We start from the raw sequence: 16,115 nt of genomic DNA, 5'->3' as shown, positions 1-16,115 counted from the left end.
GCCGAGCGGTTGGCCGCGACCTCGCGGGTCGACCAGCGGTGGGCACCCTAGGTGACGGTCGCGCGGGTGACCCCGCGACTCCTGGCCGAGCAGCAGGGTCGTCGGCCAAGCAGATAATCCGATCGGTGCGATCGGTCTGCCGCGCTGATCGTCGTCGCGGTGCTGGTCGGCTGCTTGATCATCGTCAGTGCGTGACGATTCCCAATGCCGGTCGCCGCGTGCCGGATGGGAGCAGTGTTCGGAGTCGCGTCCTCGTGTCGTCGGTTCTTGGGCAGGTGTGCAGGAACGCGACGAGGTCGTCACCGAAGCCAACACGCGCTACTCCTTCGTCGCCGACTCTCACGAGCAGTTGATGCCACCGGCGCTCCCACACCGGAAGCCCGTAGCTGAGCGTTCCGATCGCGGCGATCGCGACCGCGAGATCTACTCGCCCAGCCTGGACGGCCTGCACGACAGCCACGGCCACCACGACAACTCGCAGCCGCCACGAGGCCTGCGTCAACGGCAACCTGTGCAGCGAACCGCAGATGCCGTGGATCGCCGCGCGCGTCGCTCGCCATGGCGCCGACGCACAACCGATGAGCAGATCCGCGCGTGTTGCCCCCTCGCGGACCAGTACGGCTGAGTGCGCGACCACGGCGGCTGCCTGATGGCTCGGTAGGTCGCCGCGAACGACGGCCTCGATCAGTCCCGTGGACACGATGATGGTGCGTCGACCGGAACCCATGGCTCCGATCGCCCGAGATCGCTTCACGCGGACGTCCACCAGCGGCGGACCCAGCCCGGCCCGGCACAACTGGGTCAGCACCGCCGCCAGGTCGTGGCGTTCAGACGGCCGCAGCCGACGCGCGCCCAGAACGATCGCAGCTGCCGGCCCCTCCCACGCGCGGTGGCCGGCCGCCGCGACGACCCCGGCCAGCACCAGTGCCGCGCCCGCGGCAATCGGCCCAGGTGCGGCTGCGAGCGTGAGTGCAACCACGACAACGCTGACCACTACCCCTGGCCCGACCGCCAGGGTCTTCACCACCCACACCGGCATCGCCGCCACCTCCATTCGCACGAGAGCGAAACGACGCCAGTCGATCCAGCTGACCACCACACGTCGTCGGCCGGCCTTCGGCCTGTGAATGAACTGTCCACCGCGCCACCGACATGACCGCGCTATCCACAACCAACTGCCGTTGCCCCCGCACGGGCGGCCGATCGTGGCCCCATGGGAGAAGGCCCCAGAGGAAGGGAGCGGGACGATGAACGAGTTCAATGCCGTCAACCCGACGGCCACGTGGATGCAGATCATCGCGATCCTGACGGCCGCAGCCGACAGCCCACAGACGACGGCTGCCGGCAGGCCGGACCTGCACTCCCTGGCCCTGGGCGCACAGATCGTCGCGTCGAGGGCCGTGGCGTTGCTGCCCATTGACTCCGACGGCGACCTCGAGGACATCGTCCTGGAGGTCGCTGGTTCGTCCGCTGTGCGGGAGCTCATCCGGGCGGCGGGACACGCCGCTCGTCGGTACCCGGTCGACGAGTTCCCTACCGGTGCCGCCGCAGTGATCTCCGAGCTAGACGACTTGGTCGCCGAATCCGAGGCTGCATCGTGACGGCGGCGATGGGCCCGTCGTCTGCCACTGCGCCGCCGGTGCCGCCCGATGAGCGGACGGTAGGAGATCTGCTGCAGGACGCCGACTTCGCCGCACGTGAGCTCTTGTGGGAGGCGCCGCCACATACGGCCAAGGCCAGAGCGCGTTCGTGGGGCGAGGTTGTTGAGGCGGCGGCCGGATTGTGGGCGTCGATCCCAGATCGGACCGGCGACCCGAGCATGGGGCGGATTCATAAGATCGCGCTCGGGATGCACCGCACCCAGCTGCGGACCGGTTGGCCGGGTGTCGGTGCGGGCGACCCGCTCCTGGAGCGGGTTGTGGAGAATCTCTGGCTGGCAGCTGAGTTGGTCACCGCCCGCCGACACCCCACTGCGCCGCTCAGCGAACCGGGGCACCTGGACTCCGAGGCTGCCCGAACGCGGATCATGCACGTGGTCTACGTCGCCTCGCACGGTGTCGGCCAGTCGCTCGATCACTACAACCGCGACCTGCGCCGCGTGCTTGACGCGAAGCAACGCGTCGAGCAGGGGCACTCGGCAGACCAGTCGCACGACCTCCTGGTGCGGGTGGGCACCGCCGAACAGTTGGCGGCGTCCTATCTGGCGGGCCGCTGGCCCGCCGCGCTGACCGGGCAGCACCTCGACCCCGTCGAGCCGGCCCGCCTCGAACGTGCCATCGCACGCTGGGACGTCCAAGCTCGTCGGACGTTGGCGGCATCGCCGACTGCAACGGACATCCTGTTCACGGTCAAGGTCGAACGAGACCTGACCGTGACCGGCGGAAGGATCTTCGCCGCCGCCGCTCACCTCGGTGCCATCGATGCCGACCAGCACGCGAACCGTCTGCAGCCGGCGCTCGGCTCGCTCGACGACGCCTGGGCGCAGCTGGGTGTCGACCTCCAGCAGATCGCCGGACGTGCCCGGAGAGTCGACCCCGACCTCCTGCACGCTGGCGCCGAGCTTCGCGCGTCTCTGCGGGAGATCACCGCAGACCTCGGAGGCCATGCCGGACCAGAGACGATGGCGCGACGCGTGGACCTGGGCGCGGCGAGCCTGGAGGTGCAGCGAGGGATGGTCGCCGCGGTCGACTTCGGTTACGTACTGCGTGAGGCGGTCACCGATCCGGAGTTCTTCGCCCCGGCCCGTGGCGTGGCTGCTGCCTGCACGGTTCTGTTCGTCCGGTCCGACGATGCGGCCTGGGTCGAGATGGGGGACCTGTATGCCAACCGTTCGATACCCATCCCCGAAGCCCTTCGCGACTCGCTGGCCGAGCGCAGCGCCGACGTCGTGGCTGCGGCGGTGAAGGTCGATTCGGCCAGCACGTTCCTGGGCGCGAACCGTGACCTCAGCCCAGCCGGCCCACGGCTGAACGGGCGCGAGCATGCGGAGCGCGCGATCGGTGTGCCGCCGGGCCCGGGCCCGGCCTATGGCTGCGAGCGGTGACAGACCGGTGACGAGACGATCGAGAGGACACGCCATGCGAAGCAAAGACCCGGTTGGCGAAGCGATCGCTGCTTTGACCGAGGCGGCACTGGGTACCCGGACCACCGGCGCGGGTAGCCCGCACGAACATCGCGAGCGAGTCGACTTCGGAGAGATCGCCTGTCACGTCCTGACTGCTGTGGCGGCCAACGTCGGCGGCGTGGAGAGGCTGCTCTCCGGTCGTCCCGGGTCGTGGGAGGCGGACTACGTCCGGCAGATCGTCCTGAGCACAGCCGGCGACTCCGCTGAGGATTTGCTGCGTTGGCGCACCCAGTTCGGCGCGTTGGCGTCCGAACTGGGGACGGAGCGGAGGTCCACCCCCGGCGTCGTCGAGGACCACGTCGGCCGCACTCGCGCTGAGAGCTCGCGCTCCACAGTTCGTGATGTCGAGGGCGGGAGCGGCGAAATCGTGGGACCGCCAATGTGACCGACCATGCGTTGTGACCTCCCGACGGCTGCGTCGCGCCTTCGGAGATCAAGACAGCACAACGAGGATCAGGGAGGGAAGCTGTGGGCACTCGCGACTCAAACGTGATGGCAGGCCGTCCGGAGCACGACCGCGCAACGATCGAGGCTGCGCGTGACCATGTTGAAGTCGCCAACCCAGACCCGCTGCTCGACCGAGTGCAGCTGGCCGTGTACCTCGGCATCTCGGAGCGGCGGGCCCGCACGCTGATCGAGGAACGGCGTATCGAGGTCGTCGCGATCGGCCGCCTCCTACGCGTGCGTCGGTCGACGGCCGATCGGTTGATCGAGGCGTGCACAACGCCGGCCCAGCGTCCAGTCCGTACGGACTCCTTCGGGCGGGAGACGTGGCTACGAATCCTCACCTGACTGATCCTCGCGGGCAACGAGCTCGTCCAACGCGGTGGCGACCCGGCGGTCGCTGTCCTGGACCTGGTGAAGATAGCGAATGGCCGCCGTCGTCGTAGAGTGACCGGCGCGAGCCTGCAGGTCCTTGATCCCGGCGCCAGCGGCGGCCGCGAGGCTCTGCCCGGTGTGGCGCAGGTCGTGCCAATGAAGATCCTCGCGGCCCGCGGCCGAACGCGCCCGGGCCCATTGCTTGCCGACTCGGCTCGGGTACACGATGCCACCGGTCGAGGTGGTGAAGATCAGCGACCTGGGCGCCTTCGCCGTGAACTGCTCCAGGTGCTCCTCCAGAGCCGTCGCCGCGATCTTGGGCACGACGACGGTACGCAGCGAGGCCGAGGCCTTGACCTGGCCGAAGTCGTCGTCGGACGTCTCGAGCTCGACGGAGCGCTCGATCCGTAGCGTGTGCCTCTGGGGGTCCCAGTCGGAGCGACGCAACGCGAACAGCTCACCGCTGCGGATCGAGGTCATTGCTGCGACCCAGACAGCGGCTCGGTATCGGGCCGTCATGGCGCCCGCAGCCACCCGGAGCTCGGGGATGCTGGCGGGTCTGCGCTCAAGCGTCGCCACCGAACCTGCCCCCTCGATCGCTGCAGGGTTCTCCTTGATCAGTCCGTCGCGTCGGGCACGTGCGAGCACAGCGTGCAGCAGACGGTAGGCCTGCGCGGCCTCCGTGGCGCCGGCAGTCGGCGGGATGTCTGGGGCCAGGGCTTTGCGACCTCCGGCGGCTTCCCACTTGCTCAAGACAGTTGTCGGGATGCGTCCAGTCGCGGCCACGGCGATGCCTGCGCCTTGGGCCCAGGCGCGGACCGCCTTGTTGACGGCTTTCGGGTGCTTCGCCGTTCGTTCGAGGCGCTGCACGGCGCGTCGGCGGGACTCCGCCGTCACCGCCGCATGCCACAGTCGGATGTCCTGGGTCGTCAGCGAGCTCAGCGATCGCATGCCTAGACCAATCGCGTGGCGGCTGCCGCCGACGGTGAGGAAGTGGGTGGTGTCAATCCACTCCGCGAGCAGGCGCTCGTTGAGGGCAAGGGAGCGCTCGCGGTACCCGTTCGTGGCGACGAAGGTGGCCGCGTACTGACCGAGGAGCTCGCTGCCTCGGTTGGGGTCCACCCAGGTTCCGGTGGCGATCGAGCCGTGCTCGATCGCCAGGGCGTCCTCCGCGGCGCGCTTGGTGGCAAAGGTGCCGATCGACCGGGTCTTGCCGCCGCTGTCGGGGATGGGTACGCGGACCATCCAGCGGCCCGACGCCTCCTGGCGGATGGAGCCGAACAGGCGGCGTCCCTTCCGGTTCGGCACAGTTACCCCCAGCGCCTAATGGAGCGTAATGGAGCAAAGCGATGCCACAGAGCCTACCGGGAGATGGCCTATTCGTGCCAGAAATCTCTCTGACCTGCACGTTCAGTCTGGAGCGGGTGACGGGAATCGAACCCGCGCTATCAGCTTGGGAAGCTGAAGTTCTGCCACTGAACTACACCCGCGCGAAACCCACCAAGGCAGGTGCGCGGCACCGAGCATACCCAACCGCGCCAGGTGCGCGGACCCGATCCCGCTCCCATGGCCCCGCCGCGGCGCGCAGACCCACGGTTCCCGGGCGCTACCGTGTCCAGGTGCTGCTCTCCGACCGTGACATTCGTGCCGAGCTCGACTCCGGGCGCGTCGTGCTCGACCCCTACGAGCCGGCGATGATCCAGCCGTCCAGCATCGACATCCGCCTGGACCGGCTGTTCCGGCTGTTCGACAACCACAAGTACGCGGTGATCGACCCGTCGCTGGACCAGCCCGACCTGACCCGCCTGGTCGAGGTCGAGAAGGGGGAGCCGCTGATCCTGCACCCCGGCGAGTTCATCCTGGGCTCGACGTACGAGGCCGTGACGCTGCCGAACGACATCGCCGCGCGCCTCGAGGGGAAGTCCTCGCTCGGGCGGCTGGGGCTGCTCACCCACTCCACGGCGGGGTTCATCGACCCGGGCTTCACCGGCCACGTCACGCTGGAGCTGTCCAACATGGCGACGCTGCCGATCGCGCTGTGGCCGGGGATGAAGATCGGCCAGCTGTGCTTCTTCCGGCTGTCGTCGGCGGCGGAGTTCCCGTACGGGTCCACCCACTCCGGCTCGCGCTACCAGGGCCAGCGCGGCCCGACGGCGTCCCGCTCCTGGCAGAACTTCCACAGCACCGAGGTGTAGCCGAGATGGCGAACCAGCCGGAGCTGCCGCCGTTCCCGTCCGCCGACCCGGCGACCGCGAGCTGTCACCTGCTCGCCCTGCCCGAGGGCGTGGGGGCCGACGAGGTCGAGGCGCTCGCCGTCAGCCGGTTCCTCGCGGCGGGCTGGGACGCGGCGGCCGCCGCCGGGCGCGCGCACTCCGGTGGCCGGCGGCCCCGCGGGGTCGCCGCACCCCGGGTGCTGCGGCTCTCGCGCCACTCGCGCCTGGTCGGCCCGTACGCGTTCGGTCCCGCCGACGCCGCCCGGTTCGGGCTGCCGACGTCGGCCGTCACCGCCTTCGTGGTGGAGGCTCCGCACGAGCGGGGCGACCCGCCCTACCCGGGCGGGGACCGCGACGGGCTCGGTCGCGCGTTCAGCGACGGGATGCCCGTGCGCGACGAGGAGCGGGTCGCCCACTGGCTCGTGGCCGCGGCGCGGCGCCTGGGCGGGTCGGTGCGGATCGCCGGCAGCGGCGTCGTGCTGACCCCGCCGGCCGAGGCGGTCATCGACCTCACGGTCTACTCGGACGTCTGGCTCGAGCCCACCGCCGCGCTGGCCGTGATGAAGCGGGTGATGCCGCGCGCGCGGCTCGCGATGGACCCCGTGCCGTGGGCCGGTCCGCCGCCCGGCACCGGCACGCGTGAGGTGCCCGGCGCCGCGGGGCTCAGCGATGCGCTGCGCAAGAACCTGCACGCGGAAGCCGACGCGTACGACGTCGCCGCGCTCTCGGCCCCCGACGAGCTCACCGGGTACGGCGTCGAGGCCGAGATGGGGATCGACGGCCTGCTGGTGCTCGAGGCGGCGGGGGAGGACGTCGTCCCGCTGGTGCTCAGCGCGCTGCCCTGGGCCGCGAACGGCGCGATCGCGTACCGCGTGCGGTGGCAGGCGCCCGACTTCCAGGAGCTCGAGCTCGAACGGCCCTCGCTCGCGCACCGGGTCGCTCGGGGCCGGGCCCTGCCGCTCGTCAGTGCGCTCACGCGCGAGGTGCACCACGCCGTCGGCGGTGAGGTCGTCGACGCCGCCGAGTTCCTGGTGGACCCCGCCGACCTCTAGCCCCGACGTCAGACCGGCGGGCGGACCCGCTCGAGGAGCAGCTGGGCGACGTCGACCACGCGCGGGGCAGGTGCGCCGTCGGCCCCGGCCGGCAGACCCGCGACGCCGTCGCCGAGCATCACCGTGCAGAACGGGCAGGCGGTGACGATCGTGCCGGCGCCGGTGGCGACCGCCTCCTCGGCGCGGGCGGCGTTGATCCGGGTGCCGGTCTTCTCCTCCATCCACATCCGCGCGCCGCCGGCGCCGCAGCAGAAGGAGCGCTCCGAGTTGCGTGGCATCTCGGTGAGCTCGACGCCCGGCAGCGCGCCGAGCAGATCGCGCGGCGGCGCGTAGATCTTGTTGTGCCGGCCGAGGTAGCAGGGGTCGTGATAGGTGACGGTCTGCCCGGGCGATGTGCCGGTGCCGGCCCCGGCGAGGGTCATCACCTGCGCGACGTCGGCTGCCTCGAACGGGACGGGGGTGAGGCGGTCCTCGGCGACCAGGCGGTTGAGCAGCTCGGTGTGGTGGATGACCTCGTACCGGCCGCCGAGCTGGGGGTACTCCCGCGAGAGGGTGTTGAAGCAGTGCGCGCAGGTCACGACGATCGACTGCGCGCCGACCTCGTCGAGCGTCTCGATGTTGCCCGCCGCGAGGGTCTGGAACAGCAGCTCGTTGCCCGCGCGCCGGGCCGGGTCGCCCGTGCAGGACTCGCCGTCGCCGAGCACCGCGAAGCTCACCCCGGCGGTGAACAGCAGCTCGGCCACCGCGCGGGAGGTCTTCTTCGCGCGCTCCTCGTACGCACCGGCGCAGCCGACCCAGAACAGGTAGTCCAGGCCGCGCGCGTCCTCGACGTCGCGCCCGATCACCGGCACGTCGAATGGCAGCCCCTTGGCCCAGTCGAGCCGCGCCTTGGGCGCCATGCCCCACGGGTTGCCCTTGCGCTCGAGCTTGGTGAACATGCCGCCGAGCTCGGACGGGAACGCCGACTCCATCAGCACCTCGTAGCGCCGCATGTCCACGATCGCGTCCACGTGCTCGATGTCGACCGGGCACTGCTCGACGCACGCGCCGCAGGTCGTGCACGCCCACAGCACCTCGGGGTCGATCACGTTGTCGATCAGGCGCATCGCGTGCGGGTCGATGCCCGACGGCGTCGCGGGGGCGCCGGGTGCGCCCGCACCCGCGGCCTGCAGGTACGGCGCGGTCGCGAACGCGTGGTCGCGCAGCGCGAGCGTCAGCAGCTTCGGCGACAGCGGCTTGGCGGTGTTCCAGGCGGGGCACTGGTCCTGGCAACGGCCGCACTCGGTGCAGGTGGCGAAGTCGAGGAGCCCCTTCCAGGTGAAGTCCTCGATCGCACCGACGCCGAGGCGCACGTCGTCGGGCAGGTCCTCCAGCGAGGTGAGGTCGAGCGGCCTGCCGTCCGCGCCGCGCATCGGCTGCAGGGCGCCGAGGGCGGGGGCGCCGTCGGTCTCGCGGCGGGCGTAGATGTTGACCACGGCGAGGAACCGGTGCCATGCGACGCCCATCGAGGGCTGCAGGCCGACCACCACGAACCAGGACATCGACACGAGGATCTTCACCGTCGAGACGACGATGACCACCACCTCGAGGGTGCCGCGATCCACCGCCACCCACGACGCGCCGAACCACGCGGTCAGCGGGAAGTGCCACGCGGACGCGAGGTGCGCGGTGTCGGGCAGCTGCGCGGCCAGGGCGTACTCGAGGCCGCGCAGCGTCAGTGCGCAGAGCACGACGGCGAGCACGGTCGCCTCGACGAAGTACGCCTGCCCCTGGTTCGAGCCGAAGAACCGTGACGAGCGGCCGGGCCGGCGCAGGCGGGTCACCTGGCGGATCACGATGAGCATGAGGATGCCGAGCAGCGAGGCCCAGCCGATCGCCTCGATGGCCCACTCGAGCGGGATGAAGTGGCCGATCAGCGGCAGCGAGTACGTGGGCCGGGCCACCTGCCCGTACCCGGTGACCAGGGTGAGGAACAGCACCGGGAACGACACCATCACGACCCAGTGCGCCACCTTGATGTCGGGCCGGTTCGCGAACCGCTCGTGCCCGAGCACCTCGCGCGCCAGGACCCCCAGGCGGGTGCCGATCGGCCGGGCGCGCTCCGGTGCGGGCCGGCCGATCCGCACGGTCCGGACGATCTCGCGCAGCCCGCGCGCGAAGATCGCGACGCCGACCACCGAACCGATGACGACGAGGCTGATCGCGACCGCACGCAGGATGTCCACGCGGACACGGTAGTGCCGCAGGGGGCCGCCAACGAAGGACGCCCACGCCTGGCCGGCTTGTTACCCTCTACCCACACCCAGTTCGGCCCACGCCCGGGGAATCCGCCCGGCGCGTCTGTTCGGCTCTGCCCGACCGACTGCTCGACTGACTGCCCGACCGACCAACCGCCCACCACGAGGACGGAGTGGACGTGCTGCTGCTGATCGTTGCCCACTTCGCGATGGCGCTGGCCGCGCCGGTGCTCGTGTCGTGGTGGGGCCGGCGCGCGTACCTCGTCCTGGCCGCGGCGCCGGCCTCGGCGATGGTGTGGGCGCTGGCGCACACGGGTGCGGTGATGCGCGGCGACGGGCCGGTCGAGCTCGTCGAGTGGGTCCCGGGCCTGCAGCTCAGTCTCGCGTTCCGGCTCGACACGCTGTCGTGGCTGATGGTCGTGCTGGTCGGCGGCATCGGCGCGCTGGTGCTGGTGTACTCCTCGGCGTACTTCTCGGCGACGGCCGGCGGGCTCGGCCGGTTCGGCGCGGTGCTGGTCGCCTTCGCGGGCACGATGCTCGGCCTGGTCGTGGCCGACAACCTCCTGCTGCTGTACACGTTCTGGGAGCTGACGACCGTCTTCTCCTACCTGCTCATCGGGCACTACGCGGACCGCAAGGCGAGCCGGCGCGCGGCGATGCAGGCGATCATCATCACGACCGCCGGCGGGCTGGCGATGCTCGTCGGGCTGATCCTGATCGGCGCCGACGCGGGCACCTACCGGCTCTCCGAGATCATCGCGAACCCCCCGCACGGCCCCGCCATCCCGGTGGCGGCGGCCCTGATCCTGTTGGGTGCGGCGACCAAGTCGGCGCTCATCCCGGTGCACTTCTGGCTGCCCGCCGCCATGGCCGCCCCCACCCCGGTGAGCGCCTACCTGCACGCCGCAGCCATGGTGAAGGCCGGGGTCTACCTCGTGGCCCGGTTCGCGCCGGCGTACGCGGAGCTGACCGTCTGGCAGGTGATGATCACCGTGCTCGGCTGCGGGACGTTGCTGCTCGGCGGGTACCGCGCCCTGCGCCAGCACGACCTCAAGCTGATCCTCGCGTTCGGGACGGTCAGCCAGCTCGGCCTCATCGTGCTGCTCGTGGGCCTGGGCACGAAGGCGGCGGCGCTCGCGGGCCTGGCGATGATCGGCGCGCACGCGATGTTCAAGGCGGCCCTGTTCCTCGCCGTCGGCGTGATCGACACCGCCACCGGGACCCGCGACCTGCGCCGCCTGTCCGGCGTCGGGCGGGCGCTGCCGGCCACGGCGCTCGCGGCCGGACTGGCGACGGCGTCGATGATCGGGCTGCCGCCGTTCGCGGGGTACGTCGCCAAGGAGGCCGCCCTCGAGGCGCTCCAGCACGACGTCGGCGGCTGGGTCGGCTGGGTGGTCCTCGGCGCCGTCGTCGTCGGGTCGGGGTTCACCGTCGCGTACGGCCTGCGGCTGTACTGGGGGGCGTTCGCGACCAAGCGCTCGGTCACCCACCCCGCGACGCCTGCGGGCGAGCCGGAACCGACGGGACCGGGCGTGCCGCCCGCCATCACGCGGCCCTCCTGGCTGCTGGTGTGGCCCTCGCTCGTGCTCGGGATCCTCGGGCTCGCCGCCGCCCTGCTGCCCGGGCTCGGCGAGGACCTGCTCTCGCCGTACGCCGACACCTACCCGGTCGGCGAGCCGTCGCACCTGACCCTGTGGGCCGGGTTCACCCCGACCCTCGCGCTGACCGCGGTGATCCTCGGCGGCGGCGCGCTGCTGTTCTGGGCCCGCCGACCGGTCGAGAGGTTCCAGGACACGCTACGGACCGGACCGGAGGCGGACCTCGTCTACCGCCGGTTCATGCGCCGGCTCGACGACTTCTCGGCCGACATCACCGCCGTCACCCAGCGCGGTTCGCTACCGGTCTACCTCGCCGGCATCCTCATCGTGTTCGTCGCGCTGGGCGGGACCGCGCTGGTCACCGGCACGTCGCTGCCGACGTCGGTGCGCGCCTGGGACTCGCCGGGACAGCTCATCGCGGCCGGCGTCATCGTCGTCGCGGCCATCCTCACCGTGCGCGCCCGACGGCGGCTCAAGGCCGTCGTGCTGCTCGGCATCTCCGGGTACGGCATCGCCGTGCTGTACCTGCTGCACGGCGCGCCGGACCTGGCGCTCACCCAGGTGCTCGTGGAGACCATCACCGTGGTCGTGTTCGTCCTGGTGCTGCGGCGGCTGCCGGCGTACTTCTCCGACCGGCCGCTCCCCGCCAGCCGGTGGCTCCGGCTCGCGCTCGCGCTCGCGGTCGGGATCACGGTCGCGGGCCTCACGCTGGTCGCCCCCGGGGCACGCATCCACCTGCCGCAGTCGCTCGACTTCGCCGAGGAGGCGTACTCGTTCGGCGGCGGCGAGAACATCGTCAACGTCGTCCTGGTCGACATCCGCGCGTGGGACACCATGGGCGAGATCGCGGTGCTGCTGGTGGCCGCGACCGGCGTCGCGTCGCTGATCTTCCTGCAGCGCCGCAGCGGCGACATCCACCGGGTGAGCGACCTCGACGCCGACAGTGAGGGCGAGGGCGAGGGCGTCCGGGTCTGGGGCGGCGGCGACGACAACAAGATGGCCGCGCTGCGGCGCCGGGGCGTCGCGGCGCCGGCACCGGACGAGCAGCGCGCGATCACCGGCTCCCGCGCATGGCTGCGCGCCGAGCGCACCCTGGCCCCCCAGCGCAGGTCGGTCATCTTCGAGGTGGTCACCCGGCTGCTGTTCCCGACCCTGATCGTGTTCGCCGTCTACCTGCTGTTCGCCGGGCACAACGCCCCCGGCGGCGGGTTCGCGGCCGGGCTCGTCGTCGGCATCGCCCTGATCGTGCGGTACCTGGCCGGCGGACGGTACGAGCTGGGGGAGGCCGCCCCGGTGCACCCCGGGCTCTTGCTGGGCTCGGGGCTGTTCCTGTCGGCCGGCGTCGGCCTCCTCGCGCTGATCCTCGGCGGTGAGGCGCTGCAGAGCGTGATCATCGACCTGAAGATCCCGCTGATCGGCACCCTTCATGTGGTCACGTCGCTGTTCTTCGACCTCGGGGTGTTCCTCGTCGTCGTCGGCCTCGTGCTCGACGTGCTCCGGAGCCTCGGCGCCGAGATCGACCGGCAGGGCGAGGCGACCGGCGCCGACGACCTCGCGTCGACCCCCGGCGGCAACCGCGCCGGCAACCCGGCCGAAGGAGCCACCCGATGAGCCCGGACGTCAGCCCGGACATGAGCCCGAACCTCGTGCTCGTCGTGGTGATCGCGGTGCTGGTCACGACCGGCGTCTACCTGCTGCTCGAACGCAGCCTGAGCCGCGTGCTGATCGGGATCATCCTGCTCGGCAACGGGATCAACCTCAGCTTCCTGGTCGCCGGCGGCGCCGCGGGCGGTGCGCCGATCGTGGGCACCACGCCGGAGGGTGAGATGAGCGACCCGCTGCCCCAGGCCATGGTGCTGACCGCGATCGTCATCACCCTCGGGATGACGGCGTTCCTGCTCGCCCTGGCATACCGGTCGTGGCAGCTGCACCGGCACGACGAGGTGCAGGACGACGTCGAGGACCGGCGCATCGCGCGGATCGCCGCGCGCGACGAGCCGATCTTCGAGGACGCGGACGCCGACATGGCCAAGCTCGACCTCGAACGGGACGCCGCGGAGGCCCGGGACGAGATCGGACTGTCGGGCGCCGCGACGACCCCGTCGGAGGGACCGCGATGAGCGACCTCACCTGGCTGGTGCCGCTGCCGGTGATGCTCCCGCTGACCGGCGCGGGGCTCGCGCTCGCGCTGTGGCGGCACGCGTCGGCGCAGCGCGTGATCACGCTCGTGGTGCTGTCGCTGAGCCTGGTCGCGTCGGTCGGGCTGCTGTTCGCCCAGTCCGGCTCGGGGCCGCTGATCGTCGACGTCGGCGGCTGGTCGGCGCCGGTCGGGATCAACCTCGTCGCCGACCGCCTCAGCTCGCTCATGCTCGCGATCTCGGCGCTGGTCGTGCTGTGCGTGCTCGTCTACTCCCTCGCCCAGGGTGTGGCCGACGGCGACGAGGAGACACCGGTCGCGATCTATCACCCGTCGTACCTCGTGCTGGCGGCGGGGATCGCCATCGCGTTCCTGTCCGGCGACCTGTTCAACCTCTACGTCGGCTTCGAGGTGCTGCTCGCGGCCAGCTACGTGCTGATCACGCTGACGGGAACCGCCGAGCGCATCCGGTCGGGCACGATCTACATCGTCGTGGCGCTGCTGAGCTCGGTGATCTTCCTGTTCGCGATCGGCCTGGCCTACTCGGCCACGGGCACGGTGAACATGGCGCAGCTCGCGCAGCGGCTGCCTGAGATCGACCCGGGCATCTCGCTCGCGCTGCAGCTGCTGCTGCTGCTCGCATTCGGCATCAAGGCGGCGATCTTCCCACTCTCGGCCTGGCTGCCGGACTCCTACCCGACGGCGCCGGCGCCGGTCACGGCGGTGTTCGCCGGGTTGCTGACCAAGGTCGGCGTGTACGCGATCATCCGGATCCAGACGCTGCTGTTCCCCGGCGGTCGCGCCGACGACCTGCTGATGTGGGCGGCGCTGGCGACCATGCTGGTCGGCATCCTCGGCGCGGTCGCCCAGAACGACATCAAGCGACTGCTGTCGTTCACGCTGGTCAGCCACATCGGGTTCATGATCTTCGGCATCTCGCTGTCGAGCGAGGCCGGGATGGCCGCGGCGATCTTCTACGTGGTGCACCACATCACGGTGCAGACCACCTTGTTCCTCGTGGCGGGCCTCATCGAGCGCCGTGGGGGCACCACGTCCCTCGACCACCTCGGCGGGCTGGCGAAGATCGCGCCGCTGCTGGCGGTGCTGTTCTTCGTGCCCGCGATGAACCTCGCCGGCATCCCGCCGTTCTCGGGCTTCCTCGGCAAGGTCGGGCTGCTCGAGGCGGGCGTCGCCGCCGGGACGCCGATGACCTACGCCCTCGTGGCCGGCGGCGTGGTGACCTCCCTGCTGACCTTGTACGCGCTGGTCAAGGCCTGGAACAAGGCGTTCTGGCAGACGGCGCCCGCCCCCGTGGAGCCGGTGCACCTGCCCCGCGGCATGGTCGGCTCCGCGGCCGTGCTCGTCGTGTTCGGCATCGGCCTCACGGTCGTGGCCGGCCCGCTCTACGCGTACACCGAACGCGCCGCGCACGACCTGGACGACCGCGACGGCTACATCACCGCCGTCCTGCCCGACGGCGGCCGTGGCTCGGGGATCTCGGACCGCGTGGCCCGCGAGGCGGCCGAGGCGCGCGAGGCCGCGGACGAGGCCGTCGACGAGGCCGAGGCGGTGACCCCGTGAGCCTGCACCCGCGCCGCCGGGCGGTGGCCGTCCAGTGGCCGACGATGCTGTGGCTGACCATCGTCTGGGTCCTGCTGTGGGGCGACCTGCGGCTGGGCAACGTGCTCGCGGGGCTGGCCATCGCGTTCGCGGTGACCGTCCTGCTGCCGTTGCCGGCGGTCGCCTCCGGTGGCCGGCTGCGACCCTTCGGGCTGATCCGGCTGGTGGCGCACTTCGCGCGCGACCTCGTCGTGGCGAGCGTGCAGGTCGGCGTGCAGGCATTCCGGCCGGGACCACCGGTGAGCGCGGTGATCGGGGTGCGCCTGCGCAGCTCGTCGGACCTCTACCTCACCCTGACCGCCGAGCTGTGCTCGCTCGTGCCGGGCTCGATCGTCGTCGAGGCGCACCGGTTGACCCGCACGCTGTACCTGCACGTGCTCGACGTCGACACCGCCGGCGGCATCGAGGCGGCGCGGCAGTCGGTGCTCGACCAGGAGGAGCGGGTGCTGCGCGCGATCGCGTCCGACGCCCAGCTCGCCGCCGCCGGCCTCGGCCCGGTGCCGGCCGCGAACCGGAAGAGAGGGGTGACCACATGATCGCCGTCGCCATCGTGTGCACGATCCTGCTGACCGGGGCGCTCGTGGGTGCCGTGTACCGCGCCGAACGCGGCCCGAGCATCCTCGACCGCACGATCGCGCTCGACGTCGTGACCACGACGTTGGTGGCGTTCGTCGGGCTCGAGGCGGCGTACAACCGGCGCGCCGACACCATCCCGGTGCTGGTCGTGCTCTCGCTCGTGGGCTTCGTCGGCTCGGTCACGATCGCGCGGTTCGCCTCGCGGGAGGCGGCGGGTGAGGGCAAGGTGCGCACCCGCGAGGAGATCGCCCTCGAAGAGGCGCAGCGGGCCGAGGCCGACCGGGCCGCGAACCTCGGCAGCGACGACGCCGAGCACCACGGCGGGTTCGCCCCCGGGGAGGTGCGCTGATGAGCTGGACCACGGTGGCCGACGTCGTCGCGGCGATCTGCCTGCTCGGCGGCTCGCTGCTCGCCTTCGCCGCGGGGGTGGGGCTCGTGCGCTTCCCGGACCTGCTCGCGCGGATGCACTCCGCCACCAAGCCGCAGGTGCTGGGCCTGATCCTGGTGCTGATCGGGCTCGCGCTGCGGCTGCGCAACGGGCCGGCGGTGTGGATGCTCGTGCTGGTGGTGGCCTTCCAGCTGCTGACCTCGCCGGTGGCCTCGCACATGGTGGGCCGCGCGGGCTACCGGACCGGGAAGGTGCGCAGCGAGCTGCTCGTGGTCGACGAGCTGACGGCCGACCAGAACGCGGCCGAGAGCGAGGCCGATGCGCGGGACGCCGCGCCGGGCCTCTAGCCGC

The 16,115-nt window shown here is 71.6% G+C and carries 15 protein-coding genes and 1 tRNA gene; 12 read left to right on the top strand and 4 right to left on the bottom strand.

Annotation, left to right across the window (positions count from 1 at the left end):
- Positions 1-184: 184 nt before the first annotated feature.
- On the bottom strand, positions 185-1,096 hold the full coding sequence (locus EUA98_RS10755; RefSeq protein WP_130102684.1) for a hypothetical protein: 912 nt from the start codon (positions 1,094-1,096) through the stop codon (positions 185-187).
- A 109-nt stretch (positions 1,097-1,205) separates the two neighbouring features.
- Between EUA98_RS10755 and EUA98_RS10750 the strand changes: the two genes are divergently transcribed.
- From EUA98_RS10750 to EUA98_RS10735, 4 genes are all read left to right on the top strand, one after another.
- Positions 1,206-1,601 carry a hypothetical protein gene (locus EUA98_RS10750; RefSeq protein ID WP_165372794.1) on the top strand — a complete coding sequence of 132 codons (396 nt, stop codon included), beginning with the start codon at positions 1,206-1,208 and terminating at the stop codon, positions 1,599-1,601.
- Complete coding sequence (locus tag EUA98_RS10745) at positions 1,598-3,043, top strand: hypothetical protein (RefSeq protein WP_130102682.1); 1,446 nt, start codon at positions 1,598-1,600, stop codon at positions 3,041-3,043. Before EUA98_RS10750 ends, EUA98_RS10745 begins: the two co-directional genes overlap by 4 nt.
- A gap of 34 nt (positions 3,044-3,077) precedes the next feature.
- Entirely contained in the window at positions 3,078-3,509 is a 432-nt protein-coding gene (locus EUA98_RS10740) for a hypothetical protein (protein ID WP_130102681.1), read from the top strand.
- A gap of 83 nt (positions 3,510-3,592) precedes the next feature.
- On the top strand, positions 3,593-3,916 hold the full coding sequence (locus EUA98_RS10735; RefSeq protein WP_130102680.1) for a MerR family transcriptional regulator: 324 nt from the start codon (positions 3,593-3,595) through the stop codon (positions 3,914-3,916).
- Here EUA98_RS10735 and EUA98_RS10730 read toward each other — a convergent pair.
- Together EUA98_RS10730 and EUA98_RS10725 are read right to left on the bottom strand one after the other, a co-directional pair.
- Positions 3,899-5,251, bottom strand: a complete 1,353-nt coding sequence (locus tag EUA98_RS10730; RefSeq protein WP_130102679.1) for a site-specific integrase — start codon at positions 5,249-5,251, stop codon at positions 3,899-3,901. The two genes, EUA98_RS10735 and EUA98_RS10730, sit on opposite strands and share 18 nt — an antisense overlap.
- A 108-nt stretch (positions 5,252-5,359) precedes the next feature.
- A tRNA-Gly gene (locus EUA98_RS10725) sits at positions 5,360-5,433 on the bottom strand.
- Positions 5,434-5,562: 129 nt separating this feature from the next.
- Between EUA98_RS10725 and dcd the strand changes: the two genes are divergently transcribed.
- Together dcd and EUA98_RS10715 are read left to right on the top strand one after the other, a co-directional pair.
- Complete coding sequence (dcd, locus tag EUA98_RS10720; protein WP_165372793.1) at positions 5,563-6,138, top strand: dCTP deaminase; 576 nt, start codon at positions 5,563-5,565, stop codon at positions 6,136-6,138.
- Between the two features lie 5 nt (positions 6,139-6,143).
- Entirely contained in the window at positions 6,144-7,208 is a 1,065-nt protein-coding gene (locus tag EUA98_RS10715; RefSeq protein ID WP_165372792.1) for a hypothetical protein, read from the top strand.
- A gap of 8 nt (positions 7,209-7,216) precedes the next feature.
- Here the strand turns inward: EUA98_RS10715 and EUA98_RS10710 are convergent, their stop codons facing one another.
- A complete protein-coding gene (locus EUA98_RS10710) occupies positions 7,217-9,433 on the bottom strand; it encodes a (Fe-S)-binding protein (RefSeq protein WP_130102677.1) in 2,217 nt (738 codons plus the stop codon).
- A 191-nt stretch (positions 9,434-9,624) separates the two neighbouring features.
- Here EUA98_RS10710 and EUA98_RS10705 point away from each other — a divergent pair, with 191 nt between their 5' ends.
- From EUA98_RS10705 to mnhG, 6 genes are read left to right on the top strand one after another with little or no spacing between them, the layout of a single operon-like run.
- On the top strand, positions 9,625-12,654 hold the full coding sequence (locus EUA98_RS10705) for a Na+/H+ antiporter subunit A (protein ID WP_130102676.1): 3,030 nt from the start codon (positions 9,625-9,627) through the stop codon (positions 12,652-12,654).
- Positions 12,651-13,163: a Na(+)/H(+) antiporter subunit C gene (locus EUA98_RS10700; protein ID WP_130102675.1), complete on the top strand. Its 513-nt coding sequence runs from the start codon at positions 12,651-12,653 to the stop codon at positions 13,161-13,163. The genes EUA98_RS10705 and EUA98_RS10700 overlap by 4 nt, the downstream gene beginning before the upstream one ends.
- Positions 13,160-14,761, top strand: a complete 1,602-nt coding sequence (locus EUA98_RS10695; RefSeq protein WP_130102674.1) for a Na+/H+ antiporter subunit D — start codon at positions 13,160-13,162, stop codon at positions 14,759-14,761. The genes EUA98_RS10700 and EUA98_RS10695 overlap by 4 nt, the downstream gene beginning before the upstream one ends.
- Positions 14,758-15,336: a Na+/H+ antiporter subunit E gene (locus EUA98_RS10690; RefSeq protein WP_130102673.1), complete on the top strand. Its 579-nt coding sequence runs from the start codon at positions 14,758-14,760 to the stop codon at positions 15,334-15,336. Before EUA98_RS10695 ends, EUA98_RS10690 begins: the two co-directional genes overlap by 4 nt.
- On the top strand, positions 15,333-15,725 hold the full coding sequence (locus tag EUA98_RS10685) for an MrpF/PhaF family protein (protein WP_130102672.1): 393 nt from the start codon (positions 15,333-15,335) through the stop codon (positions 15,723-15,725). The genes EUA98_RS10690 and EUA98_RS10685 overlap by 4 nt, the downstream gene beginning before the upstream one ends.
- Entirely contained in the window at positions 15,725-16,111 is a 387-nt protein-coding gene (gene mnhG / locus EUA98_RS10680) for a monovalent cation/H(+) antiporter subunit G (protein ID WP_130102671.1), read from the top strand. Before EUA98_RS10685 ends, mnhG begins: the two co-directional genes overlap by 1 nt.
- Positions 16,112-16,115 lie beyond the last annotated feature (4 nt).

The sequence above is a fragment of the Pengzhenrongella frigida genome, from assembly GCF_004168625.1.
Lineage (GTDB): Bacteria > Actinomycetota > Actinomycetes > Actinomycetales > Cellulomonadaceae > Pengzhenrongella > Pengzhenrongella frigida.
Note: the sequence above shows the minus strand (reverse complement) of the source record. Positions and strands in the feature narration are given on the sequence as shown.